The sequence below is a fragment of the Pedobacter sp. 22226 genome, assembly GCF_052045455.1.
GTDB classification, from domain to species: domain Bacteria; phylum Bacteroidota; class Bacteroidia; order Sphingobacteriales; family Sphingobacteriaceae; genus Pedobacter; species Pedobacter jeongneungensis.
Genome location: NZ_JBQEPB010000005.1, coordinates 315,660 through 340,738, shown reverse-complemented (window position 1 = coordinate 340,738; position 25,079 = coordinate 315,660). Strand labels below are relative to the sequence as shown.

26 protein-coding genes are annotated in these 25,079 nt (G+C 38.2%); 9 read left to right on the top strand and 17 right to left on the bottom strand.

Translation table 11 applies throughout. The features are described 5' to 3' along the window. The first annotated feature begins 46 nt into the window (after positions 1–46). The 5 genes from ACTJKC_RS13620 (at position 47) to ACTJKC_RS13600 (ending at position 5,847) form a co-directional block, all read left to right on the top strand. The gene (locus ACTJKC_RS13620) at positions 47–1,504 is read left to right on the top strand and encodes an ATP-binding cassette domain-containing protein (protein ID WP_440792665.1); all 1,458 of its coding nucleotides are present in this window, start codon (positions 47–49) and stop codon (positions 1,502–1,504) included. Between the two features lie 4 nt (positions 1,505–1,508). Continuing rightward, positions 1,509–2,600: a 3-isopropylmalate dehydrogenase gene (leuB, locus tag ACTJKC_RS13615; protein ID WP_344852916.1), complete on the top strand. Its 1,092-nt coding sequence runs from the start codon at positions 1,509–1,511 to the stop codon at positions 2,598–2,600. A 10-nt stretch (positions 2,601–2,610) separates the two neighbouring features. Further along, entirely contained in the window at positions 2,611–3,771 is a 1,161-nt protein-coding gene (locus ACTJKC_RS13610) for a 2-isopropylmalate synthase (protein WP_344852915.1), read from the top strand. A 303-nt stretch (positions 3,772–4,074) separates the two neighbouring features. Then, positions 4,075–5,325 carry a threonine ammonia-lyase IlvA gene (gene ilvA, locus ACTJKC_RS13605; RefSeq protein ID WP_440792663.1) on the top strand — a complete coding sequence of 417 codons (1,251 nt, stop codon included), beginning with the start codon at positions 4,075–4,077 and terminating at the stop codon, positions 5,323–5,325. A 162-nt stretch (positions 5,326–5,487) separates the two neighbouring features. Then, complete coding sequence (locus ACTJKC_RS13600; RefSeq protein ID WP_440792661.1) at positions 5,488–5,847, top strand: cupin domain-containing protein; 360 nt, start codon at positions 5,488–5,490, stop codon at positions 5,845–5,847. 240 nt (positions 5,848–6,087) lie between these two features. Here ACTJKC_RS13600 and ACTJKC_RS13595 read toward each other — a convergent pair whose 3' ends face one another. Next, positions 6,088–6,648 carry a DUF4230 domain-containing protein gene (locus ACTJKC_RS13595; RefSeq protein ID WP_440792659.1) on the bottom strand — a complete coding sequence of 187 codons (561 nt, stop codon included), beginning with the start codon at positions 6,646–6,648 and terminating at the stop codon, positions 6,088–6,090. A gap of 134 nt (positions 6,649–6,782) precedes the next feature. Here ACTJKC_RS13595 and ACTJKC_RS13590 point away from each other — a divergent pair, with 134 nt between their 5' ends. From ACTJKC_RS13590 to ACTJKC_RS13580, 3 genes are all read left to right on the top strand, one after another. Continuing rightward, positions 6,783–7,196 (top strand): hypothetical protein, encoded by a 414-nt coding sequence (locus ACTJKC_RS13590; RefSeq protein ID WP_440792657.1) that lies wholly within the window; start codon positions 6,783–6,785, stop codon positions 7,194–7,196. Between the two features lie 135 nt (positions 7,197–7,331). After that, the gene (locus ACTJKC_RS13585; protein ID WP_440792656.1) at positions 7,332–7,775 is read left to right on the top strand and encodes a hypothetical protein; all 444 of its coding nucleotides are present in this window, start codon (positions 7,332–7,334) and stop codon (positions 7,773–7,775) included. A gap of 1 nt (position 7,776) precedes the next feature. Further along, complete coding sequence (locus tag ACTJKC_RS13580) at positions 7,777–8,889, top strand: hypothetical protein (protein WP_440792654.1); 1,113 nt, start codon at positions 7,777–7,779, stop codon at positions 8,887–8,889. 137 nt (positions 8,890–9,026) lie between these two features. Here ACTJKC_RS13580 and ACTJKC_RS13575 read toward each other — a convergent pair whose 3' ends face one another. Beyond that, positions 9,027–10,019, bottom strand: coding sequence for an ABC transporter ATP-binding protein (locus tag ACTJKC_RS13575; protein WP_440792652.1), 993 nt, complete (start codon positions 10,017–10,019; stop codon positions 9,027–9,029). 130 nt (positions 10,020–10,149) lie between these two features. Here ACTJKC_RS13575 and ACTJKC_RS13570 point away from each other — a divergent pair, with 130 nt between their 5' ends. Beyond that, a complete protein-coding gene (locus ACTJKC_RS13570; protein WP_440792650.1) occupies positions 10,150–10,299 on the top strand; it encodes a DUF6364 family protein in 150 nt (49 codons plus the stop codon). Positions 10,300–10,560: 261 nt separating this feature from the next. Here ACTJKC_RS13570 and ACTJKC_RS13565 read toward each other — a convergent pair whose 3' ends face one another. The 15 genes from ACTJKC_RS13565 to hemA form a co-directional block, all read right to left on the bottom strand. Further along, a complete protein-coding gene (locus tag ACTJKC_RS13565) occupies positions 10,561–11,376 on the bottom strand; it encodes an outer membrane beta-barrel protein (RefSeq protein ID WP_344852906.1) in 816 nt (271 codons plus the stop codon). Positions 11,377–11,506: 130 nt separating this feature from the next. Then, positions 11,507–12,265, bottom strand: a complete 759-nt coding sequence (locus ACTJKC_RS13560) for a hypothetical protein (protein ID WP_440792648.1) — start codon at positions 12,263–12,265, stop codon at positions 11,507–11,509. Then, positions 12,246–12,815, bottom strand: coding sequence for an RNA polymerase sigma factor (locus ACTJKC_RS13555; RefSeq protein ID WP_344852904.1), 570 nt, complete (start codon positions 12,813–12,815; stop codon positions 12,246–12,248). The genes ACTJKC_RS13560 and ACTJKC_RS13555 overlap by 20 nt, the downstream gene beginning before the upstream one ends. 433 nt (positions 12,816–13,248) lie before the next feature. Beyond that, positions 13,249–14,406, bottom strand: a complete 1,158-nt coding sequence (locus tag ACTJKC_RS13550) for a hypothetical protein (RefSeq protein WP_440792646.1) — start codon at positions 14,404–14,406, stop codon at positions 13,249–13,251. A gap of 146 nt (positions 14,407–14,552) precedes the next feature. Next, the gene (locus ACTJKC_RS13545) at positions 14,553–15,107 is read right to left on the bottom strand and encodes a CopD family protein (protein ID WP_440792644.1); all 555 of its coding nucleotides are present in this window, start codon (positions 15,105–15,107) and stop codon (positions 14,553–14,555) included. Positions 15,108–15,127: 20 nt separating this feature from the next. Beyond that, entirely contained in the window at positions 15,128–15,415 is a 288-nt protein-coding gene (locus tag ACTJKC_RS13540; RefSeq protein ID WP_344852900.1) for a type II toxin-antitoxin system RelE/ParE family toxin, read from the bottom strand. Further along, entirely contained in the window at positions 15,403–15,582 is a 180-nt protein-coding gene (locus ACTJKC_RS13535; protein WP_440792642.1) for a hypothetical protein, read from the bottom strand. The genes ACTJKC_RS13540 and ACTJKC_RS13535 overlap by 13 nt, the downstream gene beginning before the upstream one ends. A 130-nt stretch (positions 15,583–15,712) precedes the next feature. Then, positions 15,713–16,738 carry a uroporphyrinogen decarboxylase gene (gene hemE / locus ACTJKC_RS13530; protein ID WP_440792640.1) on the bottom strand — a complete coding sequence of 342 codons (1,026 nt, stop codon included), beginning with the start codon at positions 16,736–16,738 and terminating at the stop codon, positions 15,713–15,715. Positions 16,739–16,936: 198 nt separating this feature from the next. Continuing rightward, positions 16,937–17,452, bottom strand: a complete 516-nt coding sequence (locus tag ACTJKC_RS13525; RefSeq protein WP_440792638.1) for a hypothetical protein — start codon at positions 17,450–17,452, stop codon at positions 16,937–16,939. Continuing rightward, positions 17,452–18,156, bottom strand: coding sequence for a response regulator transcription factor (locus ACTJKC_RS13520; protein WP_025146905.1), 705 nt, complete (start codon positions 18,154–18,156; stop codon positions 17,452–17,454). The genes ACTJKC_RS13525 and ACTJKC_RS13520 overlap by 1 nt, the downstream gene beginning before the upstream one ends. Before the next feature lie 8 nt (positions 18,157–18,164). Beyond that, the gene (locus ACTJKC_RS13515; RefSeq protein WP_344852896.1) at positions 18,165–19,031 is read right to left on the bottom strand and encodes a sensor histidine kinase; all 867 of its coding nucleotides are present in this window, start codon (positions 19,029–19,031) and stop codon (positions 18,165–18,167) included. Between the two features lie 160 nt (positions 19,032–19,191). Further along, positions 19,192–20,562, bottom strand: coding sequence for a glutamate-1-semialdehyde 2,1-aminomutase (gene hemL, locus ACTJKC_RS13510; RefSeq protein WP_440792635.1), 1,371 nt, complete (start codon positions 20,560–20,562; stop codon positions 19,192–19,194). 97 nt (positions 20,563–20,659) lie between these two features. Further along, positions 20,660–21,628 carry a porphobilinogen synthase gene (hemB, locus tag ACTJKC_RS13505; RefSeq protein WP_440792633.1) on the bottom strand — a complete coding sequence of 323 codons (969 nt, stop codon included), beginning with the start codon at positions 21,626–21,628 and terminating at the stop codon, positions 20,660–20,662. A gap of 208 nt (positions 21,629–21,836) precedes the next feature. Further along, on the bottom strand, positions 21,837–23,417 hold the full coding sequence (gene hemC / locus ACTJKC_RS13500) for a hydroxymethylbilane synthase (protein ID WP_440792631.1): 1,581 nt from the start codon (positions 23,415–23,417) through the stop codon (positions 21,837–21,839). A gap of 432 nt (positions 23,418–23,849) precedes the next feature. After that, positions 23,850–25,076, bottom strand: coding sequence for a glutamyl-tRNA reductase (gene hemA, locus ACTJKC_RS13495; protein ID WP_344852892.1), 1,227 nt, complete (start codon positions 25,074–25,076; stop codon positions 23,850–23,852). Positions 25,077–25,079 lie beyond the last annotated feature (3 nt).

Sequence of the window (25,079 nt, the reverse complement as noted above, 5' to 3'; positions counted from 1 at the left end):
AAAATCGGTGTAACACTTAATCAGTGCAATCACCCTAAAAGTAAATATGAAAGAGAGTTTCGTCAGCATTAAAAATTTAAACTTAAAGTTTCAGCAAAAAGCTGTGCTAAAGGATTTGAATTGGGCTATCAATCGCGGCGAAAACTGGGTATTGGGCGGAGCCAGCGGAAGTGGAAAAACCTCGCTGGCCAAAATTATCGCGGGCTTATTAAGTGCTCCCGGCGATGTAAAAATTTATTTTGACAACGAAAGTTTGTTGCCTGCTGAAACCTTATTTGTAGAAAGCTGGTACCAGTTTAAAAACCTGGAAGGTGTTGCCAATTTTTATTACCAGCAACGTTACACCAGTCAGCAGGCCAAAGAAACGTTAACCGTTCATGCCGAATTGGTAGGCTATGGTAAAGAAAAAGGACTTCATTTCGATCAGGTAGAACCCATTTTAGAGGCATTAGGATTTGCAACATTCGCCAGTTCACAATTAATCGAACTATCCAGTGGCGAACATAAAAAACTGCAACTGGTTAAGGCCTTGTGGTTAAAACCGCAGTTATTAATTATCGATCAGCCTTATACAGGTTTAGATGCCGCTTCGCGTAAAAACCTGAACATTTTACTGGATCAGGCGGCTGAAGATGGGGTGCAATTGATCCTGATTTGTAATGACAGCGAATTACCAAATTCAATCAATTCATTTGGCGAAATAAAAGACGGACAATTGGTTAAAGTTGATGCTTTACAAAGTTCAGCGACTGAAATCCATTGGAGAGAAATTCCGGCTTTCTTAAAAGAATCGCCTGTTTACAGCGCTCAGGATATTGTAAAAATGGTTAATGTAAACATCAGCTATGGCGAAAAACAAGTGCTCAAAAATATCAACTGGAAAGTTAAAGCAGGAGAAAAATGGCTTTTACAAGGCCATAACGGATCAGGAAAATCTACCCTGTTAAGCCTGGTAAATGGCGATCACCCGCAATCTTATGCCAACGAACTTTATTTGTTCGGCAACAGGCGTGGAAGCGGCGAAAGCATTTGGGACATTAAACAGCATATCGGCTTAATATCGCCCGAATTCCATTGGTATTTCGATCCAACAGCAACCGTTTGGCAAAGTATAGCTTCCGGTTTTTACGATACTGTAGGTTTGTTCCAGCAGTTGCCTTATACCAAAAGTACACAGGTGGATGAATTAGTGGAGTACTTTGGCCTGACTGAAAATAAAAATGAATTATTAACCGCACTCCCTCTCGGTAAACAACGATTGGTATTGTTAGCGCGGACGATTATAAAAAATCCTGAATTGTTAATTCTGGATGAACCTTGCCAGGGCTTAGACCGCCAGCAAACGCAGCACTTTAACCAACTGGTTGACGAACTGTGCAGCAACGGGATGACCTTGATTTATGTTGGCCATTTTGAATCGCAGCTGCCAACCTGCATAGAAAAAAGAATATTGTTAGAAAAAGGCGAAGTAAAAGTCGTCGAAACTATACTAGAAAACGTTTAGTACAATGAAGAAGAACATTTTAGTAATACCTGGAGACGGTATTGGTCCCGAAGTTACTACCTGGGGAAAAGCAGCATTAGAAAAAATTGCCGAGATTTTTGGCCACGAATTTACATTTGACGAAGCCCTGATGGGCCACGCGGCAATTGAAGTTACCGGCGAACCTTTGCCAGACGAAACTTTAGAAAAAGCAAGACAAAGTGATGCGATCCTTTTTGGAGCAATTGGCCATGCCAAATATGATAATGATCCAAGTTTAAAAGTCAGACCAGAACAAGGCCTTTTAAAAATCCGTAAAGAACTGGGTTTATTTGCCAATCTCCGCCCGATATTACTATTTGATGAACTTCTTCAGGCATCAAGCATTAAACCGGAAATTTTAAGGGGAACTGATATTCTTTTCTTCCGCGAACTAACCGGTGATGTGTACTTTGGCGAAAAAACACGCTCTGAAGACAGAAACACTGCTTCTGATTTGATGATTTACCACCGTTACGAAGTAGAACGTATTGCACATAAAGCTTACCAGGCCGCACAACAACGTAATAAAAGACTATGTTCAGTAGATAAAGCAAATGTTTTAGAGAGTTCCCGCCTATGGCGCGAAACTGTTCAGGAAATTGCAAAACAATACCCTGATGTAGAAACCGAACACATGTTTATCGATAATGCAGCGATGCAACTGATCAAAAACCCTAAAAAATTCGATGTGGTGTTAACCGCTAATTTATTTGGTGATATTTTAACCGACGAAGCTTCACAAATTGCAGGTTCAATGGGTATGCTCGCTTCGGCATCTGTTGGCGAAAGTACCGGTTTCTTTGAGCCAATCCACGGTTCGGCACACGATATTGCAGGTAAAGATTTAGCTAATCCATTAGCTTCTATCCTATCGGCAGCATTAATGTTAGAAATTGGTTTCGGATTAAAAGAAGAAGCCAAATTATTAGTCGATACCATAGACCAAGTGTTGAAAGACGGCTTTAGAACACATGATATCGCCGACCAAAGCACAAACCGTTTCAAAGTTTTAGGCACAGCCGAAATGGGCAAATTGGTAATTAAATTCTTATCCCAAAAATTAATCACATCCTAAACTTAAGATTATGATTCACGACCCAAACAAAGTTTATATTTTCGACACCACATTGCGTGATGGCGAGCAGGTACCAGGCTGCCAGTTAGATACAAACCAGAAAGTAGAAATCGCAAAATCACTCGAGCTTTTAGGTGTAGATGTAATTGAAGCTGGTTTCCCGGTATCCAGTCCTGGGGATTTTAACAGCGTAATCGAATTATCGAAAGCGGTAACCAACCCGATTATCTGCGCTTTAACCCGTGCAAACAAAAATGATATCGACGTTGCTGCTGATGCTTTGCGTTATGCAAAAAGACCACGTATCCATACGGGTATCGGCGCATCCGATTTCCACATTAAACATAAATTTAACAGTACCCGCGAAGATATTTTAGAGCGTGCTGTTGATGCAGTAAAATACGCCAAAAAATATGTTGAGGATATCGAATTTTATGCTGAAGATGCAGGCCGTGCCGATATTGAGTTTTTAGCCAAAATGGTTGAGGCCGTAATTGCTGCCGGGGCAACTGTGGTAAACATTCCGGATACCAATGGTTATTGCTTACCAGACCAATACGGTTCGAAAATCCTTTTTTTGAAAGAAAATGTAAAAAATATCGATAATGCCATTATTTCGGTGCATTGCCACAACGATTTAGGCCTGGCTACAGCGAATTCTATTGCTGGCTTACAAAATGGTGCCCGCCAGGTAGAATGTACCATTAACGGTATTGGAGAGCGTGCAGGTAATACATCAATGGAAGAAGTCGTCATGATTTTGAAAACGCACAAGGTTTTGGGCTTAAATACCCAGATTGATGCTACCCGTTTCTACGAAATGAGCCACATGGTGCGTAACCAGATGAATATGCCGGTACAACCGAACAAAGCAATTGTGGGTGGAAACGCATTTTCACATAGTTCGGGTATCCACCAGGATGGTTTCTTAAAAAACCGCGAAAATTACGAAATTATTAAACCGGAAGATGTTGGTTTCCCTGATGCAACCATTGTATTAACGGCAAGAAGCGGTCGCCACGCTTTAAAACATCATTTAGACCGTTTAGGCCATAAATTGGAAAAAGACCACCTGGATATTGTGTACAAACAGTTTTTGGTTTTGGCCGATAGCAAACAAGGCATTAACGACCACGATTTAAATCAATTGGTTGCGCTGCATTTAGCATAAAAGCTGAGGGTTTGGAGTTAAGCGGGTGACGTTTTTATTTAACGCACCAACTTTACTTTCCTAAACCTGATAGCAGTGGAAATACTTTTTAATTGCAGCCACCTTGAATATAATACCTTGCTGAGGCACGAAGCACCTGCAACCTATGAAAAAGGTTCTTCGTTCTTCAGAAGGCAGCTGTTTTAAAAAGATTGGAACGAATAGCAGGACTGCTGCAACCGATAAAATACCGAACCCTGCTTTACAAAAACACAAGCGAGATTTAAGTTTTGATACTCTTATCTCACATCTTGATACTAAACTATGAACACAACAACACCAAATACGCTAGATTTTCAATCTGCACATCAACGGTTAAAGGGCGTGGTAAAACGTACACCTTTAGAGTTTAACGCCGGACTTTCTGCTCATTATAATGCCAATATTTATTTAAAAAGAGAGGATTTACAAATTGTACGCTCTTATAAATTGCGTGGTGCATTTAACAAAATCAGTACATTGCCGCAGGATGCCTTGACTAACGGTGTAGTTTGTGCAAGCGCGGGCAACCATGCACAGGGTGTAGCCTATTCATGCAAAAAACTAGGCATTAAAGGGGTTATTTTTATGCCAGAAATTACGCCTAAACAAAAGGTTAAACAAACCTACATGTTTGGTGGCGACAGTGTGGAAGTGGTTTTGGTTGGCGATACTTTCGACGATTGTTTGAAAGAAGCCCTGGCTTACAGTGCAGAAAAATCGGCCACTTTTATTCCTCCTTTTGATGATGAAAAAGTAATTGAAGGACAAGCCACCGTTGGTGTTGAAATTTATGAAGACCTGCCTGATTTAGACATCGTAGTAATGCCTGTTGGTGGCGGTGGCTTGGCCTCGGGCGTAAGCGCTTACATGAAAACTGTTAAACCTGATGTAAAACTGGTTGGTGTTGAGCCTTTGGGTGCACCATCGATGGTTACGGCGATGGAACATGGCGGACCATATACACTAGACGAGATAGACCGTTTTGTGGATGGTGCAGCGGTTAAACGCATCGGCCACATTACTTACGAATATTGTAAGGAACTTCTCGATCAGATGCATTTGATTCCCGAAGGAAAAATCTGCACCACGATATTAAAGCTTTATAATGAAGACGCTATTGTGGTTGAACCTGCCGGAGCACTCTCTGTGGCTGCATTAGATCAACTTAGAGACCAGATTGCAGGCAAAACGGTAGTTTGTATTGTTAGCGGCGGAAACAACGATATAGAGCGCATGCAGGAGATTAAGGAGAAATCTTTACTTTTCGAAGGACTAAAACATTATTTTATTGTTCGTTTCCCGCAAAGACCGGGTGCTTTAAAATTATTTGTGAACGAGGTTTTAGGTCCGCAGGACGACATTACCCGTTTCGAGTTTATTAAAAAAACGAATAAGGAAAACGGTCCTGCATTGGTTGGCATCGAACTTTCTAACAAAAATGATTATGCCAGTTTATTACAGCGCATGAAAGATTTTAAATTCGAAATTATTGAATTAAATCAGGATCAGACGCTGTTTGAATATTTGGTTTAACGATCTAATATTTATCCGCTGAGATATATTCGTCATTTCGAGCGGAGTGCAACGAAGCCGAGAAATCCATCTCGGGATAGTTCTCTCCCTGCCCGATGCAGGTGGGCATTACGCTTTGCTTCAGTCGAGATGACGCTTTATTTATAATAGAACTTGTAAAAAATGAACTTCAAAGACCTCAACAACAAAACTTTAATTTCCGACAGCGATATCGATTGGGAAGATTTAGGCGCAGGCGTAAAACGCAAGATTATGGCTTACGATGACAATCTGATGCTGGTGAAGGTAGAATTTGAAAAAGACGCCATCGGTTCAATTCATAATCATCCGCACCTGCAAATGAGTTATGTTGCAAAAGGAAGTTTTGAAGTAAGCATGGGCGATAATAAGAAAATCCTGAATGAAGGCGATGTTTTCTTCGCGCCATCAAATGTTTTTCATGGTGTGGTATGTTTAGAAGCCGGATTATTAGTTGATATTTTTAACCCGCATAGAGAAGATTTTTTAATTACGTCACCCTGAATTTATTTCAGGGTCTTCTCGCAGAAGCCACAACACTTCCAAAGTTTCTCCTATGCACATGCCCGGCACCGGCAAACTTCGGAAGTCTACTCCCTTGTCGTCATTTCGAGCGAAGTGCAACGAAGTCGAGAAATCTATCTCGAGATAGATCTCTCCATTACGCTTTGCTTCAGTCGAGATGACGGCGCCATTGTAAAGCGATCGCCGAAGCTATCCACCCTAAACCTTACACCTTCTACCCTACTCAAAAGTAAACTTCACATTCTTATAGCCTAAACCTTCAATAATCGGTTTAAGTACCATTGTGGCATTGGTTTTGGTCTGCGCTAAAATACTCGATTTTTTAACTTCGGCAGTTACCTGTCTTTCAGCAGCTTTATAGGCTTCATCTACCAAACTGGCCTCGCGGAAGAAAGCCATCTTTGTATCATACACGCGTGAGTTTTTATGGTCGATTTTAACATAACAGATTTCGGGCTGTGGTAAATTTACTACAGCAGTGTCCGCATCGATGCTAATATCTTCACGGGTAATTTTCGTAAGGTCAATACAACCTACCGCTTCAGCTTTTACAATCAATAAAACGCTGGCTTCAGGCAAAAAATCGGTTTTATTCTTATGTTCCAATACATCGCTGATCTGGTACCTCACCAGCTCCAGTTTGCCAATGGTCTCGATTTTCTCTACCAGAAGCTGATGTTTGCTCTCCACAGAGGTATTGATACTGAACTTTTTGGAAATAAATAAATACCCTGCAACAATTAAAATTAACCAGGGCAAAAGACGGAAAAAGAGCTTCATATGATCAAAAATAAGGTTTCGTGATGTTGTGTATTTAATCTGTTGCACAATAATTAATCCATAATTCACTAATCATATTTTTTTGGCAAAAGATTTGTAATACCCATATCACACACAAATAAACACTAATCAACATGAAAAAACTTACTATCCTAATGCTTTGCATTGCCACACTAGGTCTGGCTTCTTGCAAGAAAGAAACTGTTGTTCAGGATATTCCCAACAGGACTATTGTTGCTTACGTAAACCCAGGAGATTGGAAACAAGATACTGATGGTATTACACTATACTCTACTCTTAATATATCTGATGTATTAGATGGAATAACATTTGAAGAAGATGGAATTTTGGTTTACATTTCAAGATTGGATAATAATACTTACGAACAAATTCCAAACGTATATAACCTAAATTCGTATAGTTATGCTATTGATAAAGCTAGTGGAACTTTAGAACTAGATCTGCAAAGATCTGATCGATCTTCATATCCAGCATTTCCTACATCTAGAATGCGTGTTAAAATCGTAATAGTTAGATCCCAACAATAAATAGACATTTTCTATTAGAAAGGGTACTTAATATCTGTGGATATTAAGTGCCCTTTTTTTTTACATTAATCCTTTATTTCAATATCGCTCTTGTATTATTACTAATAATGTAGTTATTTAGAAAAAAATACTACTATGAATAATAAATACTTAATCGCGTGGGTAATTACACTCCTTCTGTTTGGAACCTCTTGCAAAAAGCAGGAAAAATTGAATCAGGAGAAACTTGACAAGAAAATTGAAAAAGCTGCTCTTATTGGAGCTTGGAATCCAACAAAGATTGAAACGTCATTTATTGACAAAAAAAATCAGGAAATATCCAGGGTAGATAGTTCCGATAAGGTTAAATTTTATATTCCTGCCTATAAATTTACAGCTGATCAGGTTAACGTAGATTACAAAAGCTGGGATTACAGCATCATTACATCTAATAATTCCAATGTATTAGAATATTTCAAATTTGGCGTTTTACAACATTATGAAATTTTAAAATTAAATAATAGCCAATTAATTTTAAAAAATATAAGCAATGAAGAATCAGGAATAAGGACCGAAGTTATTTATTTTAAAAAGAATTAGAATGAGAAAAATAAAATTTTTAGCCTTGTTAATTTTACTAATTTTTTCAAAAACAGCATTTTCTCAAACTCTTATCGAGTTCAATAAAATCACCTATAATCCTGATTTTTTTAATAATAGTGGCTGCTCAACATATAATAGATTCGGACCTAATCCGGTTGCGGTTAATGGCTACAATATAAGAACAGTTGGAGGGACATTATACACATGGAACGCACCGAAAGATTTAAGTTTATATGCTTGGGGAAATACTGAAACAGGGCAGCGTACCAATGCTGTGGTCTCAGTAGAATATCCATTTCTGGCTAATAAAACATATTTAGTAGAAATATATGGAATGAATGATCATAACTGGAATAATTGGGTTGTACCCAAAGATCATTACAATGCCGTTTTCTGGTTTAAGTTAGAAAACAACCCTCAAATTGTAACAACTGCTTCAAATCCATGCGAAGAATCTTATTCTCCAGTAGAAAAAAGCGTAGGAAGGTATTCTAAATTAATTGCTGATCCGGCTATTGCCTTCGAGATGAAAACTTATAGTGTAAAATTTTCACCACTCGAAAATCGAAGTGCTCTAAAAATATTTTTTGACTCCTCACCTGTTGATCCTAAAGTAATTATTGACAACATTTTTAGATTGAGAAATATTAAAATAACAGAAATACCTTATGAAGGAGATGGACCAAGATATTCTGCCTCTTATTCTAACGTACCAAGACCTCCAAGAGGTACACCCGGATATGATATTACTTCAATAAATGATCCATCTAGCATACCAACTAATCCAGGAAGATCGGCATATAATGATTTTACTATAATGCCCAATCAATGGATCTTAGATTATAATGGACTTGGTTACTCTGTATATTTGAAAGATATTATTCCTAATTTTAATTTTTCGACATTGATTAATGTGATTATCAAAGGCGATGCTTACACGAACCCAAGGACGGGGCAAGTTTCTAACGAAAATATAATTTTACCAGGTTCTTATCAGAACAACCAATATGAATATCAGCTAATTAATGGAGAAGTTGTAATAAGCATAAAAAACGCTACAAATACAATTCCTTCTATTCCTGTTAATGGTCAAATATCTTATTATCAATAATTAAATTTGCAACTAAAGCACTCAAAAACCACTAACATTAAATTGAATCTAGTCGTTTTTTTATGTCTAATACCTAATCTAAAAGTTATAAGCATAATTATAACTTTTAGAAAATTAACAAGGAGTTATAATCACATTTAAAACTCTAAAAAACGACTAATGTTCACTTGAACGTGGTCGTTTTTTTTATGTTCTCCCCTGTTCAACTGTATGGCACGGATGTTCACACCATTCCTTTCTAACAATAGTTCATCATAAAAGCCTTTATAGTACACATCTTTTATTTCAAAACGTCTGCTGCTCCAGTTACTGCTGATTTCTGCCCATTCGGGATAAAAAACAACAGTATCTTTTTCAGTTTTTAAACCAATTTTTTCGGCATCTGCTTTTGGTAAAACCACCGCATTGCCTAAAATCTGGGCAGTATAAATATGTTTTGGATGCTGGTAAATTTCAGCTGGTTTTCCGGTCTGTAAAAGTTCGCCATTTTTTAGGATCAGTAACTGATCGGCCAGAAACAAACCATCGGCAGGATCGTGTGAAACCAAAATAACAGTAACACCGGTTTCGGAAGCAATCCGTTTGATATCGGCACGCAGCTGGTTTTTCAACAGCGCATCAACCTGACTAAAAGGTTCATCTAAGAGTAAAACCTGCGTATCGGCTACCATGGCTTTAGCTATGGCCACACGCTGCTGCTCTCCGCCACTCAACTCAATGATTTTTTTGTGCTGCAAGGGTAATATCCTGAGGTGCTCCATCATCTGGAGTGTTTTTTCAGCTTTGGTTTTCAGGTCGGTGTTCGATAACTGTGAAGCAATATTATCGTACACTTTTGCATAAATATTCAGCGAAAAATCCTGTGTAACCATTTTCATTTGCTTATGGCCGGGAATCAGTTGTTCATCCGGACCTTTAACCCTTTGATCTTCGAAAAAGATTTCGCCTTCATCAGTTTTTAACAACCCGTAAATGGATTTCAGTAAGGTTGATTTCCCACTTCCGCTCTCACCAATTATGGCCACTACATCGCCTCTTTTAATGTCGAAACTTACATTTTTAATGCCGCCGGCCTGTTCTGCCTGATATTGTTTGGTTAAATTTTTAACGCTGATTAGGATATTGCTCACGTGGTAAAGATAAGAAAAAGGTGGAGGGTTTTGAGGCGGAAGGTATAAGGTTTAAGCTCGCGTAATTGTTAATATTTTATTTAAAAATTCACCACATCTGTATTTATCTTTAAATCAATAAAATACAGAGATGAAAGCTAAAATCACATTGATTCTTGATGATGCTGTTATAGAGCAGGCTAAAATTTACGCGGAGGAGCAAGGAATAAGTTTAGATGAATTTATGGAGAATTGCTTTAAATCTTTGATGGATGAGAATAATCCTACCGAAACCTTATAACCTGAATCGATTAATATTTATAAATTTAAACCAGTTTTAGGCTCCTTTTCTTAACGAGATTCGTCACCCTGAATTTATTTCAGGGTCTTTCATACGAAAAAGATGCTGAAATAAATTCAACATGACGTTTATGGTTTACATATCAGCCAGAAACTTTTTAAATCAACCTTAATCTATAAACCAAAAAAATCCTGTCTCGCCTAACCGAAACAGGATCTGTTTTATTTGTGTATTAAGTCTCCTTTAGGGGATTTAGGGGTATTAGTTTAATCCGAAAGTAACCCCGAAACTCATATTTTTTAAGCCAGCTTGCTGAGAGGTCGTAAACATATCGTTGAAATAATATTTGGTAAACAAACCTAAACCTCCATAACCAAACCTCACTGTACCTCCGTAACGAACCGATTGGAAGTGGTAACTGTCATATTGTTTTTCTTTACCACGCTCTTCGCTAATCTGTTTAATTTTTCCGTTTAACAAAAAGCTAACTTCAGGACCTAATACTAAATAGAATCTCTTCCCATTTTTATTTTCGTTGGTGCGGAATTCGAAGTTTAACGGAATATGCACATAACTGCTAGAGAAACGGTTTTTAGAGAAATGTACCGGCGATTGGTCGGTATAAACAAATTCGTTTGAGTTTTTAGCGATGGTAATGTCTTTTCTCAAACGGATCAATGTCCAGTCGAAACCACCAGCCACATAAACCTTAAAGTTAGAGTTAAAACGATAGCCAAACTGTAAGATATCAAAAGAGAAAGTACTGGTTTTACCGCCTTTATAATCCAAAAAATCGTTATTTGGTGATAAATTGAAACTTCCGTTATCGATCAACCTCGAGAAACCCCAATCAATCCTGGTGAAGGTAATTCCTCCTACAAAGCGACCTTTTTTTGCTTTATCCAAAGAATCTGAACTTTTCGTGATCAAATTGCCACCGCCAATGTTTAAAGTATATTTTGCTTTCTTTTTAATCACGGTATCTTTAACAACCGTATCTTGTTGAGCAAAAGCTCCTGGAGCCATAACACCGGCAAGTCCGCTTACCATAAGTGCTGTAAATATTAGACGTTTCATATCTGTGTGCTTGTTATTTTATTGTTTGAAAGTTGGAAGGTTGTAATGTTTATATATTGAATGTTATAAAGTTGTAATGTTAGCTATTGATAACTAAAACTGTCAATTGAAAACTGTTAACTGAAAACTGCTATTTCTTCCGTTTACCAATTTTAAAAGGTCCGATATTGATCGACGAAAGAGAAGAGTCATCATCATCTGTACGGAACTGGATCAGTTTATCTTTTCTCTTATCTACTTTATTAACAATGATGTTAATTACATCGCCCATGTTGCGGATGCCTTTATTACTTTGTTCGTTATCGTTAACCGGTTCATCAGTTTTAACCGTTATTGGGTTGCTTGCCGTTACCATATCCACTTTAGGCTGAGAAAGAATAGCGGCATCAATTTGTGCTTTGATATCTTTTTTAGGTTCTTCAACCTGGGCAATCATGGTTTCCTGCTTTTGCATTTCTGGTGCTGTAACCATCCGTTGTTTTTCAACAGGTTTGGCAACATCTTGTTTAACCTTTGTTTTAGCAATAGCCCTTGCTGGTTTAGCCTCCACTGGCGAAATCGGCGTAATCACTTTAACCGGTTCTACAACTGCAGGGAGCTGATCTTTCACAACTGGTTCCTCCACCACTTGCTTTGGCTTCTCAACGGTGTTACTGGCCAGTTGTTTAGTTTCATGGGTATTATTTTGTTGTTGATAAACCAAAATCCCGATGGTAGCAATCAACAAAATAGCCGCTGCCGATAACCAATAAACCGGAACAATCCTTTTTTTCTCAGGTGTTATTTCGCTTTCAATATTGCTCCATAAATCCCTTGATGGTGCTACTTCTGCATCGGCAAAAGCATCCTTAAATAACTGATCAAAATCCTTATCCCGTATAGGTTGCATAACCAAATCCCTCCATTTTTATAATTTCTTCCTTTAATATTGTCCTTGCCCTCGATAATTGCGATTTACTTGCCCCTTCCGAAATGCCAAGCGCTTCTCCAATTTCTTTGTGCGAATAACCTTCTATTACATACATATTAAAAACCATACGGTAACCATCGGCCAGTTTCTGTATTGCCTTCATCAGGTCCTGCATCCCTAAGGTGCCGAAATCAAATCCGGTTGATGGCTGCTCGTAAGCTTCATCTATTTCTACCACGTTTAAGCTGCGTAAATTTTTACGGTAACTTTCAATCGCTGTATTAACCATTACCCTCCTAATCCAGCCCTCAAAAGAGCCATCGCCCCTATACTCTTTTATTTTCTGAAAAATTTTGATGTAGCCCATCTGCAGCACATCTTCTGCCTCCATCCTGTCTTTGGCGTAGCGCATGCAAACGGCGAGCATTTTCGATGCGGTTTGCTTATAAAGCAGCTCCTGCATCTTCCGGTCGCCAGCCTTGCAGCCTTCCATCAAATCGTTTATCGTATAGCTTCGCGTCAATTTCATTGTGTGTTTGTATAGAGAAGATGGCAGATTACAAACAATGGTTGCATGGAGGAGAGAAAAAAGTTAAATAAAGTTAAAATCAGAATAAGATATATTGATTATCAGACGGATACAATTAAAATAAATTTTCAGAAAGATATAAATTTTGATTTGGAAAGCAAAGGCAGAAGCATTTTTGAAGTGTTAGTCCCGCTATTCGTTACAATCTTTTTTATACTTCTGTCATTTGAGGAACGAAGAAGCTTTTCCATCGGTTGCAGATGCTTCGTACCTCAGCATGACAGCATATTGAAGGTATTGCGGAAAAAAGGATTTCCACTGCTATCGGGTTTAGAAATTAGGGACAGTTTAAAAATAAAAAACCTCGCAGGTTTTGAAAACCTGAGAGGTTTGAAATCGAGTATGAGTTTAATCACCCTAAACCTTACACCTTTTACCTTCCACCTTGCTTCACCTTAAACAATTTAAAATCCTGTTTGTAGGTTAAGAAAAAGGAGTGGTTAAACTGTAGTTGTTTATCCGTGTTATCGAGATCGATATGCGGTTCGAAACGCACATCAAGGTATAAATGCGGAATCAGTTCTTTTTGGTAAGCATAACGCAACGATACAATGTTTCTGGCACTTTGTTTTAAGCCCGGACTATACAAATTATCGGAAACCGATTCGTACAGCGGCATACCTTTAATGGAAATAAAGTTATTGCCTTTCCAGTAAGAGGCTACCAGGCTTCCCCATTTACTTTCTACCCCGGCATTTAACCATAGGCCAAAACCACCCTGGAAAGCTCTTCTTTTATCTGGCGAAAAATCTTTATAAACCGCAATGTAGTTATCGGTATATACTTGTTTAATATTGGTATTAATGTCTTTATGTAATTTGATACCCGTTGCACCATTAAACATGGTCGTAATCGGGATTTCTTTTAAAACGTCAATTTGTCCGCCCTGGTGGAAAGCCAAGAATTGTGCAGGGATACTCAATTTCCAATCGTCGTTTTTAATTAAGAAACTTTCGGTTGATAAACCACCAATGATTTCTTCTTTGGCAGGATCACCTTTATAAATCATTTTCTGCCAGGCAATCCAGGCATCCAAGGTAAATTTCTTACGTTCTACCAATAATTGCGTTCCATATTCAATCGGCGTAGTGATGGTTCTTTCGAAATCGTATAATGGCTCAATATATTTATGCTGAATATTTCCTTCTAAACTTCCGAAAATCAAAGTAAGGTTTCGCTTGTGGTATTTAACGCTGAACAAAGGTTTAGCATCAGAAATCCCGTTTCTGCCAAAATCCTTTCTAATAAAAGCCCCTGCGGTAATGGCCAGATTAGGGTGTGCATAATAAACAATTTGCGGTTGCAACTGCGTTCCGTACAAGGTATAGCCATCATGAAAATCGTTGGTGTACTCGTAATTGCGGACGTAGTTTAAATTGTAAAAGTTGAAGTGAACTTCGTTTGTTAAACTGCTATCAGGGCGAATCCGGTTTTCGAAAGCCGATTGATTGAACTGGGCAGAAGCAAAATAAGAACTAAAAAGAAAAGTTATTAAGAGTAAGGTCTTTTTCAGACCTGTAGTTATAAACATGAGCTTGGATTTTATCGCCCAAATTTAGGATAGTTTTTTATTAAATTATCAAGTACCGGTTATCAAGTATCAGGAGGATTGCACAAGTTGACGAAAAGCAAACAATGAGCACAGTTTCATTTTGCTTTAGTCATTCAGCTTTTAACCTATTTTCTCAAACGATAGTTCTTATACAGCTTAACAGCAATCATAATGGCCATGGCTACACCCATGATGCCGATTAAGCCGTAAATCCAGTTAATTGCATTTTTTAAGATCACTACAAATACAATTGCGATCATAAAAATGGTAGCCAGCTCGCGCCATAACCTCAATTGGAAGCTAGTTAGCTTGTATATGTTATTTTTAAGCTGCTTAACAATGTTTTGGCAGATAAAATGATAAATGAGTAAACCAACCACAAAACCTAGCTTTACCCACATCCAATCCATTTGTAGCAAACCAGAATTTAAAGTTAACATAGATGCACCGGCCAGAACAGAAATAATCATTGCCGGGGTTGCAATAATTTTCCATAAAGTAGCCTCCATTTTAACAAACTGTTTCTGCAGGATACTTTTTTCGGGTTCAGGTTTATCGTTTGCCTCAGTGTGGTAAATAAAAAGACTTAAAATATAAAATAAACCGGCCATCCAGCTAATTACAAACACGATGTGTACAGCTTTAAAATACTGGTAATATGGCAATAGGGTTTCTATCATTTATAAAACTTAATACGAATCTAAAGAAATGGCTGTGAAGAGTGGTGAACAGTAAGTATTTCTACCAGATCAATCTGTTTATCGAAAAAATAAATGATACGGTAATTTCCTTCTATAAGTTCGCGGATTGATTCATGATCTCTTTCAGGAACTATTCTGCCCAGCTCCGGCATTTCCTTTAATACATTTGGTTTATTAAACAGCTTTTTGATTAACGCAGAAGTAAAACGATCAGAATATTGACTATGAAAATTTGCAATGTTATTTAAATCATCAATAGCAATTTCAGTCCAAACTATTTTAGCCATTTTTCTAATTTTTGCTCAGCCTGCTCTTCAGAAAGTACTTTCCCTTCAACAACCTGTTGCAAGCCGGAATCAATTTTTTGAAGCAACAATATCCGCTCAATTAGTTCATCGGCAGAAAATTCATCTGGCATTTCTTTCAGTGTATCTATAACTTCTGTTTTTTTCATCAGAATATAATTTGTTTTTTGAAACTAATGATCTATTGTGAACATATCTTTCACTGATACTAAGTGATATGCGCGTACTGGTTTCATTTGAAAATTATTTTATACAAGATACAAATAAATCAGCAGACTATTAATACCTAAACTCCTTCACTACGTCAATTGCATATTTCACATTATCGAAGGGGATATCGGGCATAATACCATGACCTAAGTTGAAGATAAAACCTTCGGTACCGCGCATACGCTCGAACAACTTATGGATCTGTGCTTTAATTACCGCTTTATCGGCATATAAAATATGTGGGTCTAAATTTCCCTGAACCGCAATACCAGCTGGCAAAGCATTTTTAATGTTCAATAAATCAGCATTCCAGTCAACCGAAATTACATCTGGTTTAGCTTCTGCCATAATTGGTGCAAAAACCGAACTTCCTTTACAGAATGAAATCACCGGGATGTCTTTTCTATTGAGGTTGGCAATAATTTCCTGAATATACCGGTGAGAAAACTCCTGATAATCATTCCATGATAAAGCTAGTGCCCAACTGTCGAAAATTTGGACAGCATTAACGCCGGCCGCAATCTGAAGGTTCAGATAATCAGCCGTTACTTTTGCAATTTTAGCCAGAAGTTTATGTGCCAATTCTGGTTGGTTATGGATAAAAAGTTTGGTTAATTTAAAATCTTTAGAAGAACCTCCTTCAATTAAATAACTCATTACTGTAAAAGGTGCACCAGCAAAACCAATCAATGGAATTTTATTGTCAAGTCGCTGTTGGATCACTTTAATCGCATCAGCTACATATTGTAACTCATCTAAACAATCAACATTTAGGTTTTCAATATCCTGAGCCGTACGTACAGGATTTGCAAATTTAGGTCCAACGCCCTGAGTGAAACTTAAATCGCCACCCATGGCCTCACCGGTTACCAAAATATCACAGAATAAAATCGCCGCATCAATATCCAGCAAATCAACCGGCAACATCGTTACATCAGCCGCAATCTCAGGAGTTTTGCACATCTCTAAAAAAGAGTATTTGTTTTTAATTTCCCAATATTGTGGCATAAAACGGCCTGCCTGGCGCATCATCCATACTGGTGGACGTTCGGTCTGTTTTGAAAATGCTGCGTCTAAAAATAAGTTATTCTTCATGATTTGTATTTGGTGTCGCGTTATCGTCACCCTGAATTCATTTCAGGGTCTAACTAAGAAAGATGCTGATCCCGAATATTCAGGACAACATGACGACCGGGCTAAAATTTAATTTTGCAAAGGTATGAATAAAAAAAAAACGAAGTACCTTTTTATCGCTAAACTGGTGCTCCGTTGTTCAAAATGACAATTTTAATATTATATTTTGCTTATTTCTCTTTCAATTTTAACAATAATGTCTTTCGATCGTTGCGTTTCAGCTAATTCTTTTGCCAGTTTGGTATAAGCTTCTGCCCTTTCCCTGTCTTTTTTTCGCAAAGCCAGGTTAGCCAAATGAATCAGTACATACGATTTCTCATTTTTACCGCCCACCGGAAAACGACTGGCCAATTGAAAATGATATTCGGCTTTATCGTAATCCTGTTCTTTTAAGGCCATATTTCCCTGCATAAATTCGTAATAACCCCTCCGGCTTTTTGCCAAACGTTCTGGTTTAGCTACCTCGGCCAATAAAGCTTTGGTTTTACCAAATTCGTTATTTTTGAAATGTTTCGATGCCATTAACACCGAACTATGCTTAAAATGACTCCAAACAACAAAGGCAAATAATACACCGGAAACGGCAGCCAGCTGATATTGATTGTAAAAAACACAAACCAATGCAGCCAGCACAAAAACGGCCATTAAAGCATACCTGCCTTTATTATTGTACATTAATGACTATCGGTAAATTTATAACCTACACCACGAATAGAGTGGAAATAAACCGGATTTTTCTGATCTGGCTCGAAATATTTACGGAACGTTAAAATAAAGTTATCAATTGTTCTGGTTGATGGATAAACATCATAATTCCAAACCGTTTCTAAAATCTGTTCTCTTGAAACCGCATCGTTTTTACGCTCGATTAACAGTTTCAGCAACATCGTTTCCTTTTTGGTTAACGGTGTGATGGTCCCATCATCGTGTTTTAATTCGAAAGAGTTAAAATAGATTGTTTTATCTCCGATTTTATAAGAGTTTAATTCTTTTAAATCATCAGATTTTAAACTGCGTTTAACCAAAATACCCACACGAAGAATTAATTCTTCTAAGTTGAATGGTTTAACCAAATAATCGTCAGCTCCTTTTTTCAAACCTAAAACACGGTCTTCTGAAGTGTTTTTAGCTGTTAAAAACATAATCGGAACTTCTGCATTCTCTAAACGGATTGTTTCGCAAACCTGGAAACCATCCATTTCAGGCAACATTACATCTAAAATAATCAGATTGAAGCGTTCTTCTTTAAAAATTTTAAGAGCGGTTTTGCCATCTTTTACGGCGTGAACTTTATAACCCTCAAGTTCGAGGTTTAATTTGATAGCATCTAACAAGTGATCCTCGTCTTCTACCAATAGAATTCTTAATTTTTGTGACATAATTGAGATTAACTAAATGTTACTTCAAAAATACTTCCCTGAGGCAAATTGTCTTTTACTGTAATATCTGCATCATGGTATTGTAAAACCTCTTTCACAATAAACAAGCCTAAACCTGTTCCTTTCGCTTTTCTGACATTCTCGTTACCAACGCGGTAAAACTTATCAAATATCAACATTTTTTCGGCATCTGAAATACCAGGCCCTTTATCTATCACACTTAACTGAATATGCCCGTCTATCTTATTTAAATGCACATTTATCTCATCACATGGACTTGAATATTTTACCGCATTCTCGATTAAATTGGTTACCACTGACGATAAGGCAAATTTGTCACCCAATATCTGCAAATTTGGCTGAATTTGGGCACTTATTAATTGTTCGTTGCCACAAGAGTGAACCTGAAGCCGATCTGTAATTTTATAAACCAGTTCTGAAAAATTAAATTCTTCTTTCGGAAAAGTGTAAGAACGGTTTTCAATCTTGGTTGCCAATAACATATTTTCGACCAGGTCGTCTAACCGCTCAATATCTTTTAGTGAATTATTTAGCAGTGAAACCTGACGTGCTTTATCTAAATCTCTTTTAACAATGGTTTGGATAGAAAGTTTTATTGCCGCCAAGGGAGATTTAAGTTCGTGTGTAATAGACATCAGGAAATTTTGCTGTTGTTCCCTTAATTTATCTTCACGTTTTAACGACTGGTGAAGGAAATAACCACCAATACAAAGCAAAAACAAAAACACTGAACCTTCGCCCATAATCATCGTCATGCGGCTTGGCTGCAAACGCACCACCAATGTTCCCCAAGAAATGAGCTGAACGAGTGCATAAAGCAATAAGGCGTAAAATATAATTATAGATTTCTTCATTTATCGATTTTTCCTTCGGGTTGATTACACAGATTTTTGGATGACACAGCTTGTTTTTCTTTCTGTCATTACGAGGCAGTAGCAATCTTAAGGTTTTAAAGCCTGGCGATTGTAATAGGATTGCTTCGTTCCTCGCAATGACGATCTTTTGAATAAAAACTTATTTCTTAAACACCAGATCCAGCGCTTCAAAAATAGCACGTTTCGCTTTCTCCAATTCGATCTTTGTGTGTGCTGAAGATACGAAACCAACTTCATATCCCGATGGGCCTAAATAAATTCCCCTGTTTAATAATTCGCGGTGCATCACTTTGAATTTCTCCATGCTACCCGCGTCGATATCATCTGCTGACTGGATTTTATCTTTATCGGTAAAGGCAAACCAGAAGATAGAACCTATGGTAAGCACCTTGAATTTATAATTACGCGCTGTTGCGAAACGTTGAATACTGGCTACAAATTCCTGTGCTTTGGCATTTAGGTCTTTATAAAAGCCCGATTTATTCAGTTCTGTCAGGGTTGCAATACCCGCAGCCATGGCCACCGGGTTGCCTGACAGTGTTCCTGCCTGATATACACCACCATCGGGAGAAATGTGTGCCATAATTTCAGCACGTGCACCGTACATACCTACAGGTAAACCACCACCGATAATTTTTCCGTAAGTAACAATATCAGGTGTAATGCCATAATGTGCAGCAGCGCCTTCAAAACCGATCCTGAATCCGGTAATTACTTCATCAAAAATTAAAAGGGAACCATTATCAGTAGAGATTTTACGCAAGAATTGAATATATTCTTCATCCTGCATAATTAAACCATTGTTTGCAGGGATTCCCTCAATAATTACCGCAGCAATCTGATCTTTAAACTGGGCATAAGCTTGCTCGATAGCCGTTTTATCATTTAAAGGTACCACAATGGTTTCTTCAGCAAAAGATTTCGGCACACCTGCAGAAGAAGTTTCGCCAAAAGTAACCAGACCCGAGCCGGCTTTAACCAATAGCGAATCGCTATGGCCATGGTAACAACCTTCGAATTTTAAAATTTTATCGCGACCGGTAAAGCCCCTTGCCAAACGGATAGCCGACATTACTGCTTCGGTGCCCGAACTGGTGAAACGGATTTTTTCTACAAAACGATTGTTTTTGATAATCAGCTCTGCCAGTTCATTTTCCAGTGCAGTTGGTGCGCCAAAGCTCATGCCGTTCTGCATTACTTCGGTAACCTTTTCGCGGATTTTTGGATTGTTGTGCCCTAAAATTAATGGTCCCCAGCTACCGCAGAAATCGATAAACTGATTCCCATCGGCATCCCAAATGTAGCAACCATCTCCTTTTTCGATAAAAAGAGGCGTACCATAAACCGATTTAAAAGCCCTTACCGGAGAATTTACACCGCCTGGGAAATACGTTTTCGACTTTTCGTACAACTCCGCTGATTTTACTCTCGAAATATCAGGTTTACTACCCGTATTTACCGGAATATCGGCTTCGTTGCCTGAAAACATTTTTTTTAATGAATCTAACATTTTTGTTAAGCTTAAAGCTGAAAGACTAAAGCTTAAAGCGAAAAGTAAAGCGCTAAGTAATGGCTTTAGTCTTTTGGCTTTAAGCTTTCAGCTCAAATTATATCCAGTTGTTATTTAAAATATCTTTAATATGGTAAGTGGTAATAATGCTTGCGCCTGCGCGGGCGAAGGCATGCATGGTTTCCATTACTACTTTTTGTTCATCTATCCAACCGCGTTCTGCAGCGGCTTTAACCATCGAGTACTCGCCCGATACGTTGTACACTGCAATCGGCAGATTAGTGTCTTGTTTTAAGCGCTGAATAATATCCAGATAAGCTAAACCAGGTTTCACCATTAATACATCAGCACCTTCCTGTTCGTCTAAAGCAGCTTCACGTAAGGCCTCCAGTGGGTTTCTGAAATCCATTTGATAAGCTTTTCTATCGCCTTTACTTGGCGCACAATCGGCCGCTTCTCTGAAAGGACCATAATAAGCAGAAGCAAATTTAGTGGCATGGCTCATAATGGCCGCATTTACAAAACCGTTTTCATCCAGCAGGTTACGCATGGCTTCGATACGACCGTCCATCATGTCAGACGGTGCAAACATATCCGCACCAGCTTCTGCATGCGTTAAAGCCATTTTAGCAATTACTTCAACCGTTTTATCGTTTTGAACGTAATCGTTTTCCAAAATACCGCAATGGCCGTGAGTAGTGTAAGAACAAACGCAAACATCGGTAATTACATATAAATCATCACCGAATTGTTTTTTGAGCTCACGAACCGCCGTTGGCACTAAAGAATGATCGTGATAGGCAGACTTCGCATCTTCCGATTTCTCATCGCCAACACCAAAAAGCATTATTTTGTTAAGGCCTTTTTTCATTCCAGCTTCTACATCATTTAGCAGGGTATCAACCGAATAATGGTTTACCCCAGGCATGGCATCAATGGCATGGGTAACATTAGTGCCCGGCACCACAAAATAAGGGTACACAAACATATCTTTCGATAACCGGGTTTCGGCTACCATCTCTCTCACTAAAGGATTTTTCCTTAATCTACGCGGACGGTTTAACATTTTTTCAAGTATTTAGTATCAAGAGCTGAAGTATCGACATTTTAGTATCGGGTATCAAAACTTGAATATCCTATTTTTTTTTTCTTTCGGATTGATTACACAGATTTTTGGATTTCAGCTTAGAGTATCAAGATTTAGTACCGGGTACCAAATCAGAAGTGTTTTAAATCCTAAACCTTTTAATCCTTTAACTTACATCCTAAATCCTCTACCTTACTTCTATTCCAAAAACTGCTTCGGCCAAACCAATTTCATCTGGTGAATACGGCAATGCATATTTCACGCCCATTTCGTCGAATTTTTTGCCTGTAGAGTTACCGATGGCAATTACCTGCTGACCGGGTTCCAATAAATTATCGGCAAAATAGGCATCAACGTTTGATGGACTGGTAAAGATCAGTACATCGGCATAACTTTGGTCGATATCTTCTTCGATAACGGTTTCGTAAATTGGCAGATCGATGATTTTAGCATCGGCTGGCAGCGATTTTTGGATCGATTGCAAAGAATCCTGTGCCCTTGGAAACAAGATCTGCTGACCGTTAACCAATTTTGCGAAATCTTCTGCTACCTCGGTAATATCACCACTTGCTCCGACAAAATCGGCAAAATGACCAAACTTACGTAAGGCGTCTTCTGAGCCTCTTCCTACAACGCCAAACTTCGTTTTCTTTGGCAAGAGCGGCTTTAAATTAAAAAAATATTCAACGCTATTGCGGCTGCTAAAGAAAACCCAATCTATATGTTTTAAAATGAATTGATCTAAAACGGTTACTATCGGAAATGTACGGATTAACGAACGTCCTTCTATTTCTATATTATTATTTTCTAAAGCCCTGCGGAAATAACTGTGTTCGCCAATTTCGCGTGAGATGAAAACCTTAGCCGGTTTCTTTCTTTCTACATTAAATTTGGCTACGATTTTCTCTGCCAAACCTTCGGTAGTATCGGCACGCAAAAACAAACGCTCAGGAAAATCATCAGCAGTTTCTGCTTTTGAAGTCCAGATTTCGAATTTTCCATTTTCCTTTTTGCAATAACAACCTAAAGGCATGTGGCAGCCACCTTCGAAAAGATTTAATACTTTACGCTCGATATTTACGGTCTCTGCAGTTTCGGGATCATGCAGTTTTTGAAGGGCATCAAAAAGCTCGGTATCATTTTCCCTGATCTGAATGGCCAAGGCTCCCTGTGCAGGTGCAGGTATAAACTCAGTAGTTTCGAGTTCTTCTACATGTAAATCGTTCACATCAAGATTTAAGCGTTTAACACCGGCTTTGGCAATTAAAATCGCATCGTAATCTTCATCACGGAGTTTCTGGATACGTGTGGGTACATTTCCACGTAAATCTTCCACTTCCAAATCAGGACGCAAACCCAATAACTGCGCTTTACGGCGATTAGAAGAAGTACCTACCATGGCACCTTTTTTTAGCGAAAGTTTCTGCGAAACATCAACGCAATCTTTTAAAATTAAAAGGTATTCGCTCGCTTCTTCGCGTGGAGGCAAGGCGGCAATGGTTAATCCTGCAGGGTGTGTGGTTGGTAAATCTTTAAGGCAATGTACCGCCAGATCGATCGTTCCACCCAAAAGCTCTTCTTCAAGTTCTTTGGTAAAAAAGCCTTTGCCTTCCAGTTTGTCCAATCTTAAATTCAGGATTTTATCACCCTGCGTTTTAATGATTTTAATTTCCGCTTCAATTCCGATGGCCGCCAATTCATCTTTTATATGATTTGCTTGCCATAATGCCAGGTCGCTACCGCGTGTTCCGATGGTTAATTTCTTCACTATAAAGGTTAAATGAGTTGCAAATTTAATTTAATTAGTGGTTTATACCATGAATTGTTTAAAAATGAGACAGTGAGGTTACAGAAGGGATAATTTAAAGGATTTCTATGACATTAGGAGATTAATTTGTCATTCTGAGCGCAGCGAATCTGTAACCCATAGGCATTGTCTTTAAACTCAACAGAAACAGGATCCGAATTAATTATCATGAGCTTTATAGAATTGAACCATATAAGAAATGTAAGGCCATTTAAGCTCAGAAGCATGAAAGATACTTACACAGATTCAGGATGAAGGTAAGCGAGTGTACGACTCGGAATTACAATTGATATTAAGAATTCATTTCGAGAAATAAAAGATTCTTCACTGCGTTCAGAATGACAGAAAAAATATAATGAAAGGAAATTAAGCTTTGCTTTCTTTGCGGTTAGATTAAGATTGATTAACAAGGATTTCTTTGGCCATCACCATCGGTACGCTGATGTATTTTTTCTCCATGTAATTCATCACACGTTCTAAAACTTCGCGTGAGGCATCATCCATCTGACTGATTTCATCGGCAAATACACCGTTGATAGCCGTATTTTTGATTTCTTTAATTTTTCTGGGCACTTCCTGCATCGCCAGTTCGATACGGCGTTGTTTTAAAACAGAGAAAAATTCGGTAATGTTGTTGCTGATGATTTCTTCGGCGTGTACCAGTTCGTTATAGCGCTCCTGGATATTTTTGCGGGCCACTTCTTTCAGCGATTCTACCTCGATGTAATGAACCAGGTTATTATGGATCACCGCAGGGGTAACATCATTAGGAATAGCCAGATCAACAATTACCTTTTTACCGGTTTCGCCATTAAGCAATTTTGCATAAAGTTCTTCGGTGATAATGGCCTCGGTAGAACCTGTACAGGTGATAATTACATCAAAACCTTCATTAAAATCTTCAAGTGCAGCTAAGGGATAAGCTTTTCCGTTTAACTCTTCGGCCAAAGTTTCGGCTTTAGAAAGTGTACGGTTGAAAATCGAAAAGTTAGAGTATTTATGTTTGTTAAGGTATTTTGCAATGTTCTGGTTGGTTTCGCCGGCACCGATAATCAGGATACGTGAGTTGCCACACATATTTAATTCTTTTAATTTGCGGTAAGCCAATGAAACAACAGAAACCGGATTTTTTGAAATATTGGTATGGGTATAAACTTCTTTCGCTGTTTTAACTACCCGCTCCATAATCATCCGCATATAGTCACCGGTAAATCCGGCATCGCGGCAATTCTCATAAGCCCTGCGGATTTGCGCAAGAATTTCCTTTTCGCCAACCACCAAACTCTCTAAAGAGCACGATGTTCTTAACAAATGGTTAAAAGCTTCTTCATTTTCATAAACAGAAACACTGTCGAGAAAACGCTCCATAAACTCCGGAGGCAGCCCCATATCTAAAACGGTAAGGAATTTAGTTACGAATTCTTTGTCGGTTTTCTCTTTGGTAAGAAAAACAAACTCTACGCGGTTACAGGTTCCGATGTAAAAAATTTCGCTAACGGGAAGTTCAGACTGAACATTTTTCAACCTGCTATCTAGACTTTGATCACAAATAACTAATTTCCCTAAAGATTTCAGGTCGATGTGGTGATGCGTAAAAGCTATTACTTTTAAATATTCCAAGTG

Bases quoted from the DNA above. Each gene is read 5' to 3' on its own strand.
- ACTJKC_RS13535 (WP_440792642.1), bottom strand. From the start codon at position 15,582: ATGAAAAAAACAGAAGTTATAGATACACTGAAAGAAATGCCAGATGAA.
- ilvA (WP_440792663.1), top strand. From the start codon at position 4,075: ATGAACACAACAACACCAAATACGCTAGATTTTCAATCTGCACATCAA.
- ACTJKC_RS13525 (WP_440792638.1), bottom strand. From the start codon at position 17,452: ATGTACAATAATAAAGGCAGGTATGCTTTAATGGCCGTTTTTGTGCTG.
- ACTJKC_RS13560 (WP_440792648.1), bottom strand. From the start codon at position 12,265: ATGCAACCTATACGGGATAAGGATTTTGATCAGTTATTTAAGGATGCT.
- ACTJKC_RS13600 (WP_440792661.1), top strand. From the start codon at position 5,488: ATGAACTTCAAAGACCTCAACAACAAAACTTTAATTTCCGACAGCGAT.
- ACTJKC_RS13585 (WP_440792656.1), top strand. From the start codon at position 7,332: ATGAATAATAAATACTTAATCGCGTGGGTAATTACACTCCTTCTGTTT.
- ACTJKC_RS13555 (WP_344852904.1), bottom strand. From the start codon at position 12,815: ATGAAATTGACGCGAAGCTATACGATAAACGATTTGATGGAAGGCTGC.
- ACTJKC_RS13595 (WP_440792659.1), bottom strand. From the start codon at position 6,648: ATGAAGCTCTTTTTCCGTCTTTTGCCCTGGTTAATTTTAATTGTTGCA.
- ACTJKC_RS13550 (WP_440792646.1), bottom strand. From the start codon at position 14,406: ATGTTTATAACTACAGGTCTGAAAAAGACCTTACTCTTAATAACTTTT.
- leuB (WP_344852916.1), top strand. From the start codon at position 1,509: ATGAAGAAGAACATTTTAGTAATACCTGGAGACGGTATTGGTCCCGAA.
- ACTJKC_RS13545 (WP_440792644.1), bottom strand. From the start codon at position 15,107: ATGATAGAAACCCTATTGCCATATTACCAGTATTTTAAAGCTGTACAC.
- hemB (WP_440792633.1), bottom strand. From the start codon at position 21,628: ATGTTAAACCGTCCGCGTAGATTAAGGAAAAATCCTTTAGTGAGAGAG.
- ACTJKC_RS13620 (WP_440792665.1), top strand. From the start codon at position 47: ATGAAAGAGAGTTTCGTCAGCATTAAAAATTTAAACTTAAAGTTTCAG.
- ACTJKC_RS13580 (WP_440792654.1), top strand. From the start codon at position 7,777: ATGAGAAAAATAAAATTTTTAGCCTTGTTAATTTTACTAATTTTTTCA.
- ACTJKC_RS13515 (WP_344852896.1), bottom strand. From the start codon at position 19,031: ATGAAGAAATCTATAATTATATTTTACGCCTTATTGCTTTATGCACTC.
- ACTJKC_RS13570 (WP_440792650.1), top strand. From the start codon at position 10,150: ATGAAAGCTAAAATCACATTGATTCTTGATGATGCTGTTATAGAGCAG.
- ACTJKC_RS13540 (WP_344852900.1), bottom strand. From the start codon at position 15,415: ATGGCTAAAATAGTTTGGACTGAAATTGCTATTGATGATTTAAATAAC.
- ACTJKC_RS13590 (WP_440792657.1), top strand. From the start codon at position 6,783: ATGAAAAAACTTACTATCCTAATGCTTTGCATTGCCACACTAGGTCTG.
- ACTJKC_RS13565 (WP_344852906.1), bottom strand. From the start codon at position 11,376: ATGAAACGTCTAATATTTACAGCACTTATGGTAAGCGGACTTGCCGGT.
- hemE (WP_440792640.1), bottom strand. From the start codon at position 16,738: ATGAAGAATAACTTATTTTTAGACGCAGCATTTTCAAAACAGACCGAA.
- ACTJKC_RS13520 (WP_025146905.1), bottom strand. From the start codon at position 18,156: ATGTCACAAAAATTAAGAATTCTATTGGTAGAAGACGAGGATCACTTG.
- hemL (WP_440792635.1), bottom strand. From the start codon at position 20,562: ATGTTAGATTCATTAAAAAAAATGTTTTCAGGCAACGAAGCCGATATT.
- ACTJKC_RS13610 (WP_344852915.1), top strand. From the start codon at position 2,611: ATGATTCACGACCCAAACAAAGTTTATATTTTCGACACCACATTGCGT.